Genomic DNA, 15,628 nt, shown 5'->3' with positions numbered 1-15,628 from the left:
GCTCTCGACGCGCCGATTGGCAGCCTCTAATGTGTCACGGCAAGTCCCGCTTTCCGCTGCCCGGACACTGTGCCGGGGTTGTTCTGGACCAGGAGGTCCAATGCTTCGGATCGTCACTGCCTTCCGCGCTCTGTACTTCGCCGCCGTCATGCTCCTGACCGGTTCCGGTCTGCTCAGTACCTATCTCGCCCTGCGCCTGGGCGCCGAGAAGGTCGACGGGCTATGGATCGGCGCCATGATGGCCGCCTACTACCTCGGCCTCGTCCTCGGCGGCAAGATCGGCCACCGGCTGATCGCCCGCGTCGGCCATATCCGCGCCTACGTCGCCTGTGGCGGGCTGGTTACCGCCGCGGTGCTGGGCATCGGCCTGCTGCCGTGGATCGGCTTCTGGCTGGTGCTGCGGGTCGCCATCGGCCTGGGAATGATGTGCCAGTACATGGTCATCGAGAGCTGGCTCAACGAACAGGCCGAGGCGCGCCAGCGCGGGCTGGTGTTCGCCGGCTACATGGTCGCGTCGTACCTGGGGCTGGTACTTGGCCAACTGGTGCTGGTGGTGCATCCGGGACTGGGCCCGGAGCTGCCGATGCTGATTGCGCTGTGCTTTGCGCTGTCGCTGATCCCGGTGGCGATCACCCACAAGGTCCACCCCGCGCCGCTGCGCCCGGCGCCACTGGAGCCGCGCTTCTTCATCCAGCGGGTGCCGCAGTCGCTGACCACGGTGCTGGTGTCGGGGCTGGTGATCGGTTCGTTCTACGGCCTGGCGCCGCTCTACGCGGTGCGCCAGGGCTTGAGCACCGAGGAAATCGGCCTGTTCATGGGCGGCTGCATCTTCGCCGGTTTGGTTGTGCAGTGGCCGCTGGGCTGGTTGTCGGATCGCTATGACCGCGCGGCGCTGATCCGCAATGCCGCGATACTGCTGCTGGTGGTCGCCCTGCCGCTGGCCCTGCTGCCGGTGCTGCCGCTGCCGCCGATGACGCTGGCCTGGCTGTTGCCGCTGGGCTTCGTGGTCTGCCTGGTGCAGTTCACCCTCTACCCGCTGGCGGTGGCGTTCTCCAATGACCACGTCGAAGGCGAGCATCGCGTCTCCCTCACCGCCATGTTGCTGGTGACCTTCGGTGTCGGCGCCTGTATCGGCCCGCTGGCGGCTGGCGCGCTGATGAAAGCTTTTGGCGCCAACATGCTCTACGCGTTCGTCTGCGCCTGTTCGTTGATCCTGATCTGGCGCGTGCACCCGGAAAAAGTCAGCGGCGTACACCGGGTCGACGAGGCGCCGGTCAAGCACGTCGCCACGCCGGACAGCCTGGCGTCCTCGCCATTGTCCGCCGCGCTCGACCCGCGGGTCGACGAGGCCGCCGTGGAAGAGCAGATGAAGGGCAACGACAACAGCGCGCCGGTACCCGAGAAGGGCACGGAAGCAGAGGAAGAAAGCCGGCCCGCGTGAGGCCGAGAGGGAAGGGCGGCAGGTGCTTGCCGCCCCGCAGGGACTAGAACAGTTCGTCCTTCTCGAAGCGCCGGGCTTCGCGCTGCAGCTGGTAGACGAAGCGCTCGATGTTGCGCTGGGCCAGGCCGCTCATCTGGTGGAAGCGTACGCCAGCGAAGCTGTAGCCGACCTTTTCCTCGAAATGCACGTGGCGCAGTTCGACTTCCATGGTCAGGGCGCCAAAGGGCAGGCGCGCGGTGAATTCCTCGTAGATCTGGCCGGGCTGCAGGCGCTCGGCGGCGTTGCCTTCCAGGCGGATCTTGCATCCGGTGGCGGAGATATCGATCAGGTTGCCCTTGAGCGGCGCCTTGAGCTTGCTGCCGGCAATTTCCACGGCCACCGGCTGGCCCTGGCCCACGGGGGCGCGGAAGGCGTTGCGGCGCTGGTGATAGAGCATCTCGGTCGGCACCGGCAGCCAGTAGCAGCGGGCACCGTCGATCTCGGAGAAGAAGGCGTTCTGGGTGTTCTCCCAGGCAATGCGCACGCCTTCATGGAAGGCCTCGATACGGAACTGCTCGCCGTTCTGCAGGAAGCGCTCGCCATCGTTGGGGATCAGTTCGTCCAAGGCGACGATGTTGCGCTCGCGGTTGACCTCGACGACAAAGCTCTGGAAGCGCTGGCCGCGCCCTTCGAAGGTGATGACCAGGGGATCGTGACTGTCCATCAGTAATTTCAGGCTGGCGTGGATCTCCACCGGAGCTTTCAGGACCTTCGGTGGTTGAGGGCCATTTTCCTCGACGAACGGATTGGACACGGTCCGCGAATCTCCATTGTGTTTGTTATGAGTAAGGCACGGGGCAGGATCGATAGTGGCATTTTGCCCAAAGGCTGGCTGCCAGGCCAGCTTTCCGACGAACGCTCAGGCCTGGCTCAGCGGACGCTGGCGGTTGCCCTGGGTCGAACCGCCGTAGCGGTCATAGAGGCGTGGGGTGTCCTGGCCGCGCAGGATGTCGAGCGTGCGCTCGGTGCTGGCCTGGCCGGAGCGGATGATTCGGCCGTTGCGCTGGTTGGCTTCCTGGCAGCGTTCCAGCAGCGCACCTAGTTCCTCCGCGCGTGCGGGGAGCAGGGGATTGCCGGTGGCCTGGGCGATCTGCGCGAGCCCTTCGCGATCCACGCTGACACCGGCCTGCAGCAGCGCCTGGGCGCGGATGCGGCCATTCTGCTCAAGCTGCTGCAGAAGCGGCAGCTTGCCGTCGAGCAGCTTCTGCAACTGATCGAGATCCCGCGCTTGCAGCGCCTGGTACTCGTCGTCGATCAATTGCAGCAGGGTGCTGGCTGCTTCGATGTCGCCGTTGATCAGGGAAAGCAGGGCGTCGGACATCTTGGGCTCGGCGTTCTAGCGGTTGACCAGGCGCTGAGTGAACTCAGCGCTGGGATTCGAAATCGAGCAGCTTGCTGGCGACTTTCTGGCTGTCGACCTGGTAGCTGCCGTCAGCGATGGCCGCTTTGATGCGAGCCACTTTCTCGTTGTCGACCACGGGCTGGTCCTTCAGTTGATCGCTTACTTTCTGTAGTTGCTGCGCGGTATCGCTCAGCTGTACCGACTCGCCGCTCTTGACCGGGGCGTTGACGGAGGCATTCTCTGCGGCGGCTTCGCTGCGACCGCTCTGGGCAGCACTGCTACGGCCAGTGCTGGCTGTCGTAGAGGCTGGGTTCAGCCGGTTGAAGTCGATGACCATGGTGGAAACCTCTGGAGGTATTGGACGCTTGCCAAGCTTTTCGGCCGTCCTGGGAGAAACTTTAGGCCGAATTTTCGTGCGCCCGAGCACATTTTGCAGATGGCTGCGTTCATCATGCCAGAAAATCGCCGGGGCCGAGCGCTACAGGCTGACTTCCACGGTCCCCGGCTCGACTACGCGCGCCCTGACGATACGCTGGGAGCGCAGGTTGCGCACGCGGATCTGCTCGCCGGGCACCCCGTCCGAGAGCGCTTCGCCGGGCATGAATACGTTGATCGCATTGGTCTTGGCGCGAATCACCACTTGGTCGCCCTTGCGCACGGCCGCTGCCTGTTCGAGGAACACCGGCGCCAGTACCTGGTCGTTGACCGTCGGGCGCTTGAGCTTCATGCCGACCACCTGCTGTGGATCGGTCAGGTAGCCCTGGTTCAGTTGGCCGACGTCGCGCTCGACGACGCTGATATCGCCTGGCTCGATGACCCGGTTGCGCTGCAGGGGCAGGGTGGTGACGACAACTTGACGGTACAGCCTGACCGTCGCCGGAACGAATACCGTCCAGGGAGAGCTGCCTTCGCAGATGACCCGCACGGTGACCCGACCAACGGGTTGCGCCGGGCTTTCCAGCTTCTGCGTCAGGTCCTTGTCGCACTGCGCCAGGCGCAGCCGGGGGTCGATGCGGGCGACTTCGATCTCGTAGCGTGCGTCTATGCCGGAAGTCTGCAGATAATCTTCCACCTTGAACTCAAGAAAGCCCTGGGTGGAGCCGATAAGGATCTCAGGCGCGGTGAAGCCTTCCGCCCCAGCCGGGGAGAGGGTCAGCGCACCCGCCATGCCGAGTAGCGCAGCCACCAGGGCGCGCGCGGGTCTCGGATGTCGGAAAAATGTCGTTGCCTGTTTCATGCAACGGTTTAAGCAATGGTCATGCCGTCTCTGCCAGCAGGGCGGCGTTGCGTGCACAGGAGGCTCAATGGCCGGAGTCATGGATTCGGTCAACCAGCGTACGCAGCTGGTTGGCCAGAATCGTCTCGAACTGCTGCTGTTCCGCTTGAACGGCAGCCAGCTGTACGGGATCAACGTGTTCAAGGTGAAGGAGGTGCTGCAGTGCCCCCGCCTGACCGTGATGCCCAAGTCCAGCCAGGTGGTGCGCGGGGTGGCGAACATCCGCGGCGGTACCATCCCGATCCTCGATCTGGCGCTGGCCACGGGGCGTCACGCCCTGCGGGATGTCGCCAACAGTTTCGTGATCATCACCGAGTACAACACCAAGGTGCAGGGCTTCCTGGTGCACTCGGTGGAGCGCATCGTCAACATGAACTGGGAGTCGATCCATCCGCCACCCAAGGGGACCGGTCGCGACCACTACCTGACGGCAGTGACGCGGGTGGACAACCAGCTGGTGGAAATCATCGACGTGGAGAAGATCCTCGCCGAAGTGGCGCCGACCTCGGAGGACATCTCCGAAGGCGTGCTGGATGCCGACACCCAGGCCCGCGCGGTGAGCAAGCGCGTGCTGGTGGTGGACGACTCCTCGGTGGCGCGCAAGCAACTGGTGCGTTGCCTGGAAACCGTCGGCGTCGAGGTGCTGGCGCTCAACGATGGCCGCCAGGCGCTGGATTACCTGCACCAGATGGTGGAGGCCGGCGGGCATCCGGGCAGCGACCTGTTGATGGTGATCTCGGATATCGAGATGCCGGAGATGGACGGCTACACGCTCACGGCGGAAATCCGTCACGACCCGCGCATGCAGGATCTGCACATTCTCCTGCATACTTCGTTGTCCGGGGTGTTCAACCAGGCCATGGTGAAGAAGGTCGGCGCTGACGACTTCCTCGCCAAGTTCCGTCCCGATGACCTGGCGGCCCGCGTGTCGGACCGGATCAAGGCCGTGGATGGCGCGTCGGCCTGACGGGCAGTGACGAGATGCGGGTGGCGCCGGTGCCGCCCGCATCGTCTATGTTTTTTTGAGCACCGGTCAGGCAGTTGCCGCCGCACCGTCGGCAGCCGTCCACGAGCAAAGAGGTTTATCTGTGACATCCACCAATTCTGAATTCGAGCTGTTCCGGGATTTCCTGGAGAAGACCTGCGGCATCCTCCTGGGCGCCAACAAGCAGTACCTGGTCTCCAGCCGCTTGAACAAGTTGATGGAACAGCAGGGCATCAAGTCCCTGGGCGAGCTGGTGCAGAAGATCCAGATGCGCAGCCAGCTGCGCGAGCAGGTGGTCGACGCGATGACCACCAACGAGACCCTGTGGTTTCGCGATACCTACCCCTTCGAAGTACTGAAGAACCGCGTGCTGCCGGAGATGATCAAGGCTGCGCCCGGCCAGCGCCTGCGCATCTGGTCGGCGGCCTGCTCCTCGGGGCAGGAGCCTTATTCGCTGTCGATGGCCATCGACGAGTTCGAGCGCACCAACCTCGGCCAGCTCAAGGCGGGCGTGCAGATCGTCGCCACGGATCTCTCCGGCTCGATGCTCAGCGCCTGCAAGGCCGGTGAGTACGACAGCCTGGCGATTGGCCGCGGCCTGTCGCAGGAGCGCCTGGCGCGCTACTTCGACCAGAAGACCCCGGGGCGCTGGACGGTGAAGCCGGCGATCAAGAGCCGCGTGGAGTTCCGCGCGTTGAACCTGCTGGACAGCTACGCGACGCTGGGCAAGTTCGACATGGTGTTCTGCCGCAACGTACTGATCTATTTCTCGGCCGAGGTGAAGCGCGACATCCTGCTGCGCATCCATGCCACCCTCAAGCCCGGTGGCTACCTGTTCCTCGGCGCTTCCGAGGCGCTCAACGCACTGCCGGATCATTACCAGATGGTCCAGTGCAGCCCGGGCATCATCTACAAGGCCAAGTGATCGGCCGATACCCCGCCCGAGCGGGCGGGGTTCTCGTCGCGCTGTGCGGGCCATGGCCATGATCCGCAGGCTGCCCGTCACCAGGTCTTCGGCCGGTACCCTTTGACGCAGGCTCGCACTTCGTCGTCGATCACGTTGCCCGGCTTGATGCAGTCCGACAGCCTGCGCGGACTGTCGCTGTAGGGCGAAGCTGGCGGAGTGGCCTGCAGGCCGCTCGGGGAAATGCCCAGGCGTGTCTGCAGCAGCACCCAGCGTTCCTGGAGCCAGAGCTGGCTGGCGGGGGTGCGCCACAGGGCTGCGCCTGCCGCCACGATCAGCAAGGGAATGAGGAACCACAGCAACGCCTTCACCAGCATGCGCCACTTGCGCTTCGGCGCATCGGGAGGCTTCTGCCGGTTCTGTTGTTTGACCTGTTCCCAGTAGTAGTCGCGATCACGGTCGCTCATCGAGTGTCATTCCGCCGGCTGGATGGGTGCAGCGTAACGGCTGGCGCAGCGTGCGGCGAGGCGCGATCAGCGGTCCTTGTGACGGGCTTCGCGCACCACCATATTGGTCTGCATGACTGCCCCTCGAACCTCCACCCGCGGCAAGCGCGCCGATGTGCTGTCCGCCTTCCACCCGGCGGTGGCCGGCTGGTTCCGTGCGCATTTCAAGGCGCCGACCCAGGCGCAGGTACAGGCCTGGCCGGCGATCCAGGCGGGGGAATCGACGCTGGTCGCCGCACCCACCGGTTCGGGCAAGACGCTCACGGCTTTCCTCTCGGCCATCGATGCATTGGTCCGCGAGGGGCTGGATAACGGCGGCGTGCTGCCGGACCGCACCACGGTGGTCTACGTTTCGCCGCTCAAGGCGCTGTCCAACGACATTCGTATCAACCTCGAGGAACCGCTGGCCGGTATCCGCGCCGCGCTGGGCGAGATGGGCCTGCCGGAAGTGGACATCCGCACTGCCGTGCGCACCGGCGACACCACGACCAAGGAACGTGAGGCCATGCGCAAGCAGGTGCCGCATATCCTGGTGACCACGCCCGAATCGCTCTACGTGCTGCTCGGCTCGGACTCCGGCCGCGCCATGCTGGCCGGGGCGCGCAGCGTGATCGTCGATGAAATCCATGCACTGGCGGCGAGCAAGCGCGGCAGCCACCTGGCGCTGTCGCTGGAGCGTTTGCAGGCGTTGTGCGAGGCGCCGCTGGTGCGCATCGGCCTGTCCGCCACGCAGAAACCCATCGAAGCGGTGGCGCGTTTCCTGGTCGGCCGCCATCCGGCCTGCCGTATCGTCGACATCGGCTACAGCCGCCAGCGCGACCTGAACCTGGAGGTGCCGTCCGCGCCGCTGGAAGCGGTGATGTCCCACGACGTCTGGGACAAGGCCTACGACCGGCTGGCCGAACTGGCCGGCGAACACCGCACCACGCTGGTGTTCGTCAACACCCGGCGATTGGCTGAGCGCGTGACCCGGCATCTCGCCGAGCGCATCGGCGCCGGCTGGGTAGCGGCGCACCATGGCAGCCTGTCCAAGGAACTGCGCCTGGGCGCCGAGCAGCGGCTCAAGGCAGGGCAGCTGAAGGTGCTGGTAGCCACGGCCTCGCTGGAGCTGGGGATCGATATCGGCGACGTGGAGCTGGTCTGCCAGCTCGGCTCGCCGCGCTCCATCGCTGCCTTCCTGCAGCGTGTGGGGCGCTCCGGTCACAGTGTTGGCGGCACGCCCAAGGGGCGGCTGTTCCCGACCTCGCGGGATGACCTGATCGAATGCGTAGCGCTGCTCGACAGCGTGCGCCTGGGGGAACTGGACGCGCTGGAAATTCCCCGCGCACCGCTGGACGTCCTGGCCCAGCAGATCGTCGCTGAAGTGGCTTGCCAGGAATGGCGCGAGGACGCGCTGTTCGACCTGTTCACCGGCGCGCAGCCCTACGCCGAACTGAGCCGCGAGCACTTCGACGGCATGTTGCGCACCCTCGCCGAGGGCTACACCAGCCGCAACGGTCAGCGCGGCGCCTACCTGCACCGCGATGCGGTGCACCAGCGCCTGCGCGGCCGGCGCGGCGCCAAGCTGACCGCCGTGACTTCCGGCGGCACCATCCCCGACACCGGCGACTACGCCGTACTACTGGAGCCGCAAGGCCTGACCGTGGGCACGGTGAATGAGGATTTCGCCGTGGAAAGCCTGGCGGGCGACGTGTTCCAGCTCGGCAACATTTCCTACCGCATCCTGCGCGTCGAACCGGGCCGCGTGCGCGTCGAGGATGCCCAGGGCCAGCCGCCGAACATTCCCTTCTGGCTCGGCGAGGCGCCGGGGCGCAGCGATGAGCTGTCTACCAGTGTCGCTCGTCTGCGCGGCCAGCTGGACGAGTTGCTGGCCCAGGGCGAGAGCGATCCCGAACCGCTGGCGCGGGCCATCGACTGGCTGCAGGAACAGCTCGGCCTGAACGATGCGGCAGCGCGGCAACTGGTGGAATACCTGGCCCGTGCGCGCCACGCCCTCGGTGCACTGCCGACGCAGAAGACCCTGATACTCGAACGTTTCTTCGATGAATCCGGTGGCATGCAGCTGGTCATCCATTCGCCCTGCGGCAGCCGCCTCAACCGCGCCTGGGGCCTGGCGCTGCGCAAGCGCTTCTGTCGCACCTTCAACTTCGAACTGCAGGCCGCCGCCACCGAAGACGCGATCATCCTGTCGCTGTCCACCAGCCACAGCTTCCCGTTGGACGAGGTCTGGCGCTACCTGCATTCCAACAGCGCCGAGCACGTGCTGATCCAGGCGCTGCTCGATGCGCCGCTGTTCGGCGTGCGCTGGCGCTGGAACGCCACCACGGCGCTGGCGTTGCCGCGCTACAGCGGCGGTCGCAAGGTCGCCCCGCAGTTGCAGCGCATGCGCAGCGAAGACCTGTTGGCCTCGGTGTTCCCCGACCAGGTGGCGTGCCTGGAGAACATCGTTGGCGAGCGCGAGATTCCCGATCACCCGCTGGTGGCGCAGACCCTCGACGACTGCCTGCACGAAGCCATGGACTGCGAAGGCTGGCTGGCATTGCTGCGGCGCATGGAGCGCGGCGAGGTGACCTTGCTGGCGCGCGACCTGCCAGCACCTTCGCCATTGGCGGCGGAAGTGTTGTCGGCCAGCCCCTACGCCTTCCTCGACGATGCGCCACTGGAAGAGCGCCGTACCCAGGCCGTGCAGAGCCGTCGCTGGACCGATCCGGAAAGCGCCGACGATCTCGGCGCGCTGGATGCCGCCGCCATCGACGCGGTGCGCGCCGAGGCCTGGCCGGAAGCCCGCGACGCCGACGAGATGCACGAGGCGCTGACGGGCCTGGGCGGTATTCGCGAGAGCGAGGCACAGGCCAACGAGGGCTGGCCCTTCCTGCTCAAGTCGCTGGCCAGGGCGGGCCGGGCGACGCGCCTGGCGCTGTCGGTGGGCGATGTCTGGGTGGCGGCGGAGCGGCTCAGCCAGTGGCTGGCGCTGCATCCGCAGGTCACACGGACGCCCCTGCTGGACCTGCCACCGTCACTGCTTCAACCCTGCACGACCGATGAGGCGCAGGTCGAACTGGTACGGGCGCGCCTGACCGGTTTCGGCCCGCGGCTGTTGCGCGAGCTGGCCGACGACCTGGGGATATCCACCAGCGATGCCGGCTTCGCCCTGGCCAGCCTGGAGCGCGAGGGTTACGTACTGCGCGGCCGCTTCACGCCGGGCGCGGAGGAAGAGGAGTGGTCCGAGCGTCACTTGCTGGCGCGGATCCATCGCTACACGGTGAAGCGCCTGCGCCGGGAAATCGAACCGGTGCAACGTGCCGATTTCATGCGCTTCCTCTTCGACTGGCAGCGCGTCGCCAGCGGCACGCGGGTGCGCGGGGCGGAGTCCCTGGCCGGCGTGCTCAGTCAGCTGGAAGGCTTCCAGGCCGCAGCCTCAGCCTGGGAGAGCGACATCCTGCCCAGCCGCGTGGCTGACTACGGCATCAACTGGCTGGACGACCTCTGCCGTGCCGGCCGTATCGTCTGGGCGCGCTTGCCGGGCCGCAGCGCCGCAAAGGGCCGTGGTGGTCCGCTGAAGAGCACGCCTATCGTGCTCTTGCCGCGCGCGCAGATGGCGCAGTGGAGCGTGCTGGCTGTGGGGCAGGCGGACGCCGAGCTGTCGGCCAAGGCCGGCAAGGTGCTCGACGTGCTCAAGGAGCACGGCGCGTCATTCTTCGAGGAACTGGCCAGCGACAGCCACCTGCTGCGCACCGAGCTGGAAACCGTGCTGGGCGAACTGGTGGCGGCTGGGCGGGTGAATGCCGACAGCTTCGCCGGCCTGCGCGCCCTGCTGATGCCGGCGGCGCGTCGCCATCCGCAGCGCCGCTCGCGTACGCCGTTATTCGGCATGGCCGATGCCGGGCGCTGGGCGTTGCTGCGGCGCTCCACGCTGGAGCCCGGAGCACGGTTGCCGGCGGAAACCCTCGAACACGTCGCCATGACCCTGCTGCGCCGCTACGGCGTGGTCTGCTGGCGCCTGCTCGACCGCGAGGCCGACTGGCTGCCGCCGTGGCGTGACCTGTTGCGGGTTTATCACCGCCTGGAGGCGCGCGGGGAAATCCGCGGCGGGCGCTTCGTCGCGGGGCTGACCGGCGAGCAGTTCGCCCTCCCTGAAGCGGTCGGCCTGCTGCGCGACGTCCGTCGCCGGGAGGCGAACGGGGAATGGGTAGTGGTCTCCGCGGTGGATCCGCTGAACCTTGCCGGCACGCTGCTGCCGGGGCGCAAAGTGCCGGCGGTCAGCGGCAACCGGCTGCTCTACCGCGATGGCGTGCCGGTGGGCGCACTGATTGCGGGTGAGGTGGAGTTGCTGGCCGAACTGCCGCCCGCGGACCAGGCACTTGCGCGGGAACTGCTGATCCGTCGCTGATTCCGGCCTCGCCTGGCTTACACTCAGCGGCACGCACGTCTTTCCTGCGAGGGTGTGATGCTGTCCCGCGAGCCGCCGACTCTGCCTGTCCTGCTGCGCCAGTGGTGGTTCCTGCCGCTGCTGGTGCTCGCCCTGTGCCTGCGCCTTTATGGCCTGTCGGATTCGGCACTGTGGGGGGACGAGACCTCCAGCCTGTTCCTCGCCCGCTATTCGCCGGTCCAGCTCTGGCAGCACGCCGCCCACGACGTGCATCCGCCGCTGTACTTCTTCCTGCTGCATGCCTGGGTTGGAGTGGCGGGCGAGGGCGTTCTTTCGCTGCGATCGTTCAGCGCCGTGTTCGGCACGCTTGCGGTGTTTCTCGGCGGTTGGCTGGTGTGGCGGCTGGCTTCGCCGCGGGCCACTTTCATCGCCGTGCTGTTGTTGGCAATGCTGCCCACGGCGGTACGTTACAGCCAGGAAGTGCGCATGTATTCGCTGCTCGGCTGCTGGTTGCTGGCGGCGACCCTGGCGTTGCTGTACTGGCTGCAGGTGCAGCGGCGGCGCTATCTGCTGGTGTATGTCGCGCTGATGACCGCGGCCTTCTACACCCATTACTTCAGCCTGTTCGGCGCACTGGTGCAATGGCTCTGGTTGGCGACGCTGCCGAACAGCCCGCTGCGCCGACGCGACTGGTGGCTGGCGAACCTGGCCATCGCCGTGCTGTTCCTGCCCTGGTTACCGGGGTTGTTCGACCTGATCCGCCATATGGCGGTGCTGGAAGCGGGTGGCGACGTGGGCTGGCAGCCGCCGGTGGATGCGCGCTCGCTACCCTCGATGCTCTGGCAGTGGCTGGCGCAATCCGATGGCAACGAGTTGCCCTGGCCTGTGCTGCTCGGCGTGCCGCTGCTGCTGGTCGCGGCGGCTGCACTGGTGCTGCGCGCCGACCGCAGTCCCCAGCGTGGAGCGGTGCTGCTGGCACTCTATTGCGGCGTGCCCTTGCTCCTGCTGTATGGCATCTCGTTCATTTCCCCGGTGTTCGTCGAGCGCTATCTCACGGCCTTTGCCCTGGGCTTGCCGCTGCTGCTGGCGCTGGCGCTGGATCGCCTGCTGGATAAGCGCCGTGCGCTGGGTACGGTGCTGCTCGTGACCCTGCTGGGGTTGCAGGGCATCGGGGTGGCGCGCGCGATCGCCATCGACCCGGACGAGCAGTTCGACGGCATGGCGGCCTACGTCAACGCACACTACCGCGCCGGCGACCGGGTGGTGGTCGATGACATCCTCTGGTACCTGACCTTCCGCTACTACAACCAGACCGGCCACGAACCATTGCTCTACACCGCACCGGCGGCGGATGGCAGCTCGGGGCGGCCGGGGCGTTATGGCTTTGGATCGCTGATCGACGACCGCCAGCATGCCTTCGTCGACCGCCTGGCGGACCTGCCGCAGGACCAGGGGCGCGTCTGGCTGGTGATGAGCCGCTACAACGACCAGGAGATTCCCGACGTGCCGGCCACCTGGAAACGGGTGGCGCAGCATGCCGGCGGGGAGGTGCAGGCGATTCTCTTCGAGCGCACGACGCAGCGTAACGCTGCGCGCTGAGGGCAAGCGTTGCGTTGCAGGCTTAGAAACGGATGCGCCCGGTAAAGGCGTCCTTGAGCATCACCCAGTCGCCCATCAGCGACCACAGCGGGTACTTGAAGGTGGCGGGGCGGTTCTTCTCGAACACGAAGTGGCCGACCCAGGCGAAGCCGTAGCCGGCCAATGGCATGGCCAGCAGCCACAACCAGTGCCCGCTGACGATGGCGTAGGCGAGGATCGACAGCACCAGCAGGCTGCCCACGTAATGCAGGCGACGGCACACGGCGTTGCTGTGCTCCTGCAGGTAATACGGGTAGAACTCGGCGAAGCTCTGGAATCGATCGGCGGTCTGGGTGCTCATGGCGCACCTCCTGTTGTTGTGGTGGCCCAGTGTAGGCTGGAGCTGTCGGACTTGCGGATGGCATAGGGGACCAGTTTAGTATCCCCCTGCGCCGCCAGCTGTCTGGCGGTGGCGCCGTTGACCACCATAACCAGAAGAAAACGCATGCCTGAGCGTACGACCCTGTCCAGTTGGGTGCGGGGAATCGTCCAGTCCCTGGAACTGGAAGGCCTGGACAGCCGAGCGCTGTTCGCCGAACTGGGATTGGATTTCGCTGCCCTCGACGACCCCGATGCGCGCTTCCCGCAGGACGCCATGAGCCGTCTGTGGAACCGCGCCGTGGAGCTGTCCGGCAATCCGGCCATCGGCCTGAACATTGCCCGCGTGCACACTCCGGCGTTCCCGGTGGTGGGCTACGCGCTGATGTCCAGCCGCAATCTGGGCGAGGGCTTCGAGCGGCTCGAGCGCTACCAGCGGATCATTGCCGAGGGCGCCGACCTGACCTTCCGCCGCCTCCCCGAAGGCTGCCTCTACCGCATCGTGGTCCACGGCGACCGGCTGCCGGTGCCGCGGCAGAGCGCGGAGTGCTCGCTGGCCAGCCTGACCGCCATGCTGCGCTGGATTACCGGGCGGGCGATCAAGCCGCTGGAGGTGCGCCTGGCGGGCGAGCCGCCGCAGGACATCGAGCCCTACCGGGAACTGTTCCAGGCGCCGCTGAGCTTCGGCCACGCCGACTGCGCGATGCTGTTTTCCCACGAGGACATGGCCGCGCCGCTACCCACTGCCAACGAGGAACTGGCGCGCCTGCACGACCGCTTTGCCGGGGAGTACCTGGCGCGTTTCGTCAGCAGCCGCTTCAGCCACCAGACGCGCCAGGTGCTGTGCCGCCTGCTGCCCCAGGGCGAGCCCAAGCGCGAGAGCGTGGCGCAGGCGCTGCACCTGTCCGAACGCACCCTGCAGCGTCGCCTGCAGGAAGAGGGGACCAGCTACCAGCAACTGCTCGACGACACCCGCCGCGAGCTGGCCCAGCAGTACCTCGCCACGCCGCGCATGACGCTGCTGGAGATTGCCTACCTGCTGGGGTTCTCGGAGCCGAGCAACTTCTTCCGTGCCTTCCGCCGCTGGTTCGGCAAGACGCCGGGGGAGTACCGCGAGGAGTTGTGATTCCGCCGGCGCCAAGCGTCTGGTTGCAGGAGCGAGCTTGCTCGCGAACCGCTTGATACCGGCGCCCAAGCGTTCGCGAGCAAGCTCGCTCCTACAGAAGCCTGGCGCAGCCGGCTAGCGTAGACGGCGCCTGGGATTGATGGGTATCGCTGCGCTCCACGCCATCCTACCGCGTGTTCATCCTGCAAATTTGCTGGCAGGGACGATCAGTGCCGCCAGAATGCCGGGGTGAACAGCACCAGCACCGTGATGATCTCCAGGCGGCCCGCCAGCATGCCGCCGCAGAGCAGCCATTTGGCGGCGTCCGGCAGTGAGGCGAAGTTGCCCGAAGGGCCGATGATCGGGCCCATGCCCGGGCCGACGCCGGCCACGGTGCTGGCCGCGCCGGTCAGCGAGGTCATCCAGTCCAGGCCGAGGAACGACAGGCCCAGCGCCAGGGCACCGACGGTGGCGCCGAAGAAGAACGAGAAGGTCAGGATCGAACGCACGATCTCCTCGTCCAGACGGTGGCCGTTGTAGCTCTGCTTGATCACCGCGCGCGGGTGGATCAGTTGGTAGAGGCTGGCGCGCAGCAGGGTGAAGGCCACCTGGAAGCGGAAGATCTTGATGCCGCCGGCAGTGGAGCCGGAGCAGCCGCCGATGAAGCCCAGGTAGAAGAACAGCATGATCGAGAAGTGGCCCCACAGGCTGTAGTCGCCCAGGGCGAAGCCGGTGGTGGTGACCACCGAGGTCACGTTCACCGCGACGATGCGGAAGGCGTCCAGCCAGGGCAGGCTGGACGTCACCGAGTACCAGGTGCCCATCACCAGCCAGGTGACCACCAGCAGGCCGAGGAAACCGTGGACCTGGTGGTCACGGATCAGCGCCTTGCGGTTGCCGCGCAGCATGGATACGTACAGCACGAAGGGGATGCTGCCCAGGATCATCACCACCACCGCGACCCAGTGCACCGCCGGTTGGTGCCACTTGGCCAGCGACTGGTCGGAGGTGGAGAAACCGCCGGTGGAGATCGCCGACATGGCGTGGTTGAGCGAGTCGAACAGGCCCATCCCGGCCCACCAGAAGGCCAGCGTGCCGGCGATGGTGATCGCCACGTAAACCCCGACTATGTACTTGGCCACCATGTGCGAGCGCGGCATGACCTTGTCGGAGCGGTCGGAGGATTCGGTCTGGAACAGGCGCATGCCACCGATGCGCAGCATCGGCAGGATCGCCACCGCCATGGCGATGAAGCCGATACCGCCCAGCCAGTGCAGCAGCGAGCGCCAGATGAGGATGCCGGGCGACATCTTGTCCAGCCCCGACAGCACGGTCGAACCGGTGGCGGTGATGCCGGACATGCTCTCGAAGATCGCGTCGGTGAAGCTGATGTGCCGGGCGAACATGAAGGGCAGGGAGGAGAAGAAGCAGACGATCACCCAGCTCGACACGGTGAGCATGTACATGTCCCGCGGGCGCAGGTGCACCTGCTCCGGGCGGCCGGGGATGACCAGGCCGAGCCCGCAGGTGAACGTGATGATCGCCGACCAGATGAACGGGTGCAGTTCGTTCGCGCGGCCGTAGTAGAGCAGCGTGGCCATGGGGACCAGCATGGCGACCGCCAGCGTGATCACGAAGATGCCGATGATGAATCCGAGGGTGCGTAGTGTCGGCAGGGCCATGCGCTGAGGTCTGAATCCAATGG

The 15,628-nt window shown here is 66.5% G+C and carries 13 protein-coding genes; 6 read left to right on the top strand and 7 right to left on the bottom strand.

Going from position 1 to position 15,628, the window contains the following annotated elements; genetic code table 11:
- Nucleotides 1–100: 100 nt before the first annotated feature.
- Nucleotides 101–1,441 (top strand): MFS transporter, encoded by a 1,341-nt coding sequence (locus A6723_RS11115; protein WP_054909390.1) that lies wholly within the window; start codon nt 101–103, stop codon nt 1,439–1,441.
- A 43-nt stretch (nt 1,442–1,484) separates the two neighbouring features.
- Here A6723_RS11115 and A6723_RS11110 read toward each other — a convergent pair whose 3' ends face one another.
- The 4 genes from A6723_RS11110 to flgA all read right to left on the bottom strand — a co-directional run bounded on the left by A6723_RS11110 (nt 1,485) and on the right by flgA (nt 4,059).
- Nucleotides 1,485–2,234, bottom strand: a complete 750-nt coding sequence (locus A6723_RS11110; RefSeq protein WP_054909389.1) for a flagellar brake protein — start codon at nt 2,232–2,234, stop codon at nt 1,485–1,487.
- Nucleotides 2,235–2,339: 105 nt separating this feature from the next.
- Nucleotides 2,340–2,801 carry a flagella synthesis protein FlgN gene (locus tag A6723_RS11105; protein ID WP_054909388.1) on the bottom strand — a complete coding sequence of 154 codons (462 nt, stop codon included), beginning with the start codon at nt 2,799–2,801 and terminating at the stop codon, nt 2,340–2,342.
- Nucleotides 2,802–2,844: 43 nt separating this feature from the next.
- A complete protein-coding gene (flgM, locus tag A6723_RS11100; RefSeq protein WP_024764336.1) occupies nt 2,845–3,159 on the bottom strand; it encodes a flagellar biosynthesis anti-sigma factor FlgM in 315 nt (104 codons plus the stop codon).
- Between the two features lie 141 nt (nt 3,160–3,300).
- On the bottom strand, nt 3,301–4,059 hold the full coding sequence (gene flgA / locus A6723_RS11095) for a flagellar basal body P-ring formation chaperone FlgA (RefSeq protein WP_052239092.1): 759 nt from the start codon (nt 4,057–4,059) through the stop codon (nt 3,301–3,303).
- Between the two features lie 67 nt (nt 4,060–4,126).
- Here flgA and A6723_RS11090 point away from each other — a divergent pair, with 67 nt between their 5' ends.
- On the top strand, nt 4,127–5,065 hold the full coding sequence (locus A6723_RS11090) for a chemotaxis protein CheV (RefSeq protein ID WP_037011045.1): 939 nt from the start codon (nt 4,127–4,129) through the stop codon (nt 5,063–5,065).
- A 121-nt stretch (nt 5,066–5,186) separates the two neighbouring features.
- Nucleotides 5,187–6,008, top strand: coding sequence for a protein-glutamate O-methyltransferase CheR (gene cheR, locus A6723_RS11085; protein WP_024764333.1), 822 nt, complete (start codon nt 5,187–5,189; stop codon nt 6,006–6,008).
- A 77-nt stretch (nt 6,009–6,085) separates the two neighbouring features.
- On the opposite strand, the gene A6723_RS11080 is transcribed toward cheR, so the two are convergent.
- Nucleotides 6,086–6,454: a hypothetical protein gene (locus tag A6723_RS11080; RefSeq protein ID WP_054909387.1), complete on the bottom strand. Its 369-nt coding sequence runs from the start codon at nt 6,452–6,454 to the stop codon at nt 6,086–6,088.
- Nucleotides 6,455–6,566: 112 nt separating this feature from the next.
- On the opposite strand from A6723_RS11080, the gene A6723_RS11075 reads away from it, so the two are divergent.
- Together A6723_RS11075 and A6723_RS11070 are read left to right on the top strand one after the other, a co-directional pair.
- The gene (locus A6723_RS11075) at nt 6,567–10,883 is read left to right on the top strand and encodes a DEAD/DEAH box helicase (RefSeq protein WP_054909386.1); all 4,317 of its coding nucleotides are present in this window, start codon (nt 6,567–6,569) and stop codon (nt 10,881–10,883) included.
- Nucleotides 10,884–10,940: 57 nt separating this feature from the next.
- Complete coding sequence (locus A6723_RS11070; RefSeq protein WP_054909385.1) at nt 10,941–12,461, top strand: glycosyltransferase family 39 protein; 1,521 nt, start codon at nt 10,941–10,943, stop codon at nt 12,459–12,461.
- Between the two features lie 22 nt (nt 12,462–12,483).
- Here A6723_RS11070 and A6723_RS11065 read toward each other — a convergent pair whose 3' ends face one another.
- A complete protein-coding gene (locus A6723_RS11065; RefSeq protein ID WP_045210136.1) occupies nt 12,484–12,801 on the bottom strand; it encodes an Mpo1-like protein in 318 nt (105 codons plus the stop codon).
- Between the two features lie 144 nt (nt 12,802–12,945).
- Here A6723_RS11065 and A6723_RS11060 point away from each other — a divergent pair, with 144 nt between their 5' ends.
- Nucleotides 12,946–13,944: an AraC family transcriptional regulator gene (locus tag A6723_RS11060; protein ID WP_054909384.1), complete on the top strand. Its 999-nt coding sequence runs from the start codon at nt 12,946–12,948 to the stop codon at nt 13,942–13,944.
- Nucleotides 13,945–14,150: 206 nt separating this feature from the next.
- On the opposite strand, the gene A6723_RS11055 is transcribed toward A6723_RS11060, so the two are convergent.
- Nucleotides 14,151–15,605: a TrkH family potassium uptake protein gene (locus A6723_RS11055; protein ID WP_054909383.1), complete on the bottom strand. Its 1,455-nt coding sequence runs from the start codon at nt 15,603–15,605 to the stop codon at nt 14,151–14,153.
- Between the last annotated feature and the right edge of the window lie 23 nt (nt 15,606–15,628).

Origin of the sequence: Pseudomonas sp. AU11447, assembly GCF_001672555.2 — a bacterium.
Classification (GTDB): domain Bacteria; phylum Pseudomonadota; class Gammaproteobacteria; order Pseudomonadales; family Pseudomonadaceae; genus Pseudomonas; species Pseudomonas nitroreducens.
Note: the sequence above shows the minus strand (reverse complement) of the source record. Positions and strands in the feature narration are given on the sequence as shown.

Excerpts from the sequence above, each read along its gene's own strand:
- A6723_RS11115 (WP_054909390.1), top strand. The coding sequence starts at position 101 with ATGCTTCGGATCGTCACTGCCTTCCGCGCTCTGTACTTCGCCGCCGTC.
- A6723_RS11105 (WP_054909388.1), bottom strand. The coding sequence starts at position 2,801 with ATGTCCGACGCCCTGCTTTCCCTGATCAACGGCGACATCGAAGCAGCC.
- flgM (WP_024764336.1), bottom strand. The coding sequence starts at position 3,159 with ATGGTCATCGACTTCAACCGGCTGAACCCAGCCTCTACGACAGCCAGC.
- flgA (WP_052239092.1), bottom strand. The coding sequence starts at position 4,059 with ATGAAACAGGCAACGACATTTTTCCGACATCCGAGACCCGCGCGCGCC.
- A6723_RS11090 (WP_037011045.1), top strand. The coding sequence starts at position 4,127 with ATGGCCGGAGTCATGGATTCGGTCAACCAGCGTACGCAGCTGGTTGGC.
- A6723_RS11080 (WP_054909387.1), bottom strand. The coding sequence starts at position 6,454 with ATGAGCGACCGTGATCGCGACTACTACTGGGAACAGGTCAAACAACAG.
- A6723_RS11075 (WP_054909386.1), top strand. The coding sequence starts at position 6,567 with ATGACTGCCCCTCGAACCTCCACCCGCGGCAAGCGCGCCGATGTGCTG.
- A6723_RS11070 (WP_054909385.1), top strand. The coding sequence starts at position 10,941 with ATGCTGTCCCGCGAGCCGCCGACTCTGCCTGTCCTGCTGCGCCAGTGG.
- A6723_RS11065 (WP_045210136.1), bottom strand. The coding sequence starts at position 12,801 with ATGAGCACCCAGACCGCCGATCGATTCCAGAGCTTCGCCGAGTTCTAC.
- A6723_RS11060 (WP_054909384.1), top strand. The coding sequence starts at position 12,946 with ATGCCTGAGCGTACGACCCTGTCCAGTTGGGTGCGGGGAATCGTCCAG.
- A6723_RS11055 (WP_054909383.1), bottom strand. The coding sequence starts at position 15,605 with ATGGCCCTGCCGACACTACGCACCCTCGGATTCATCATCGGCATCTTC.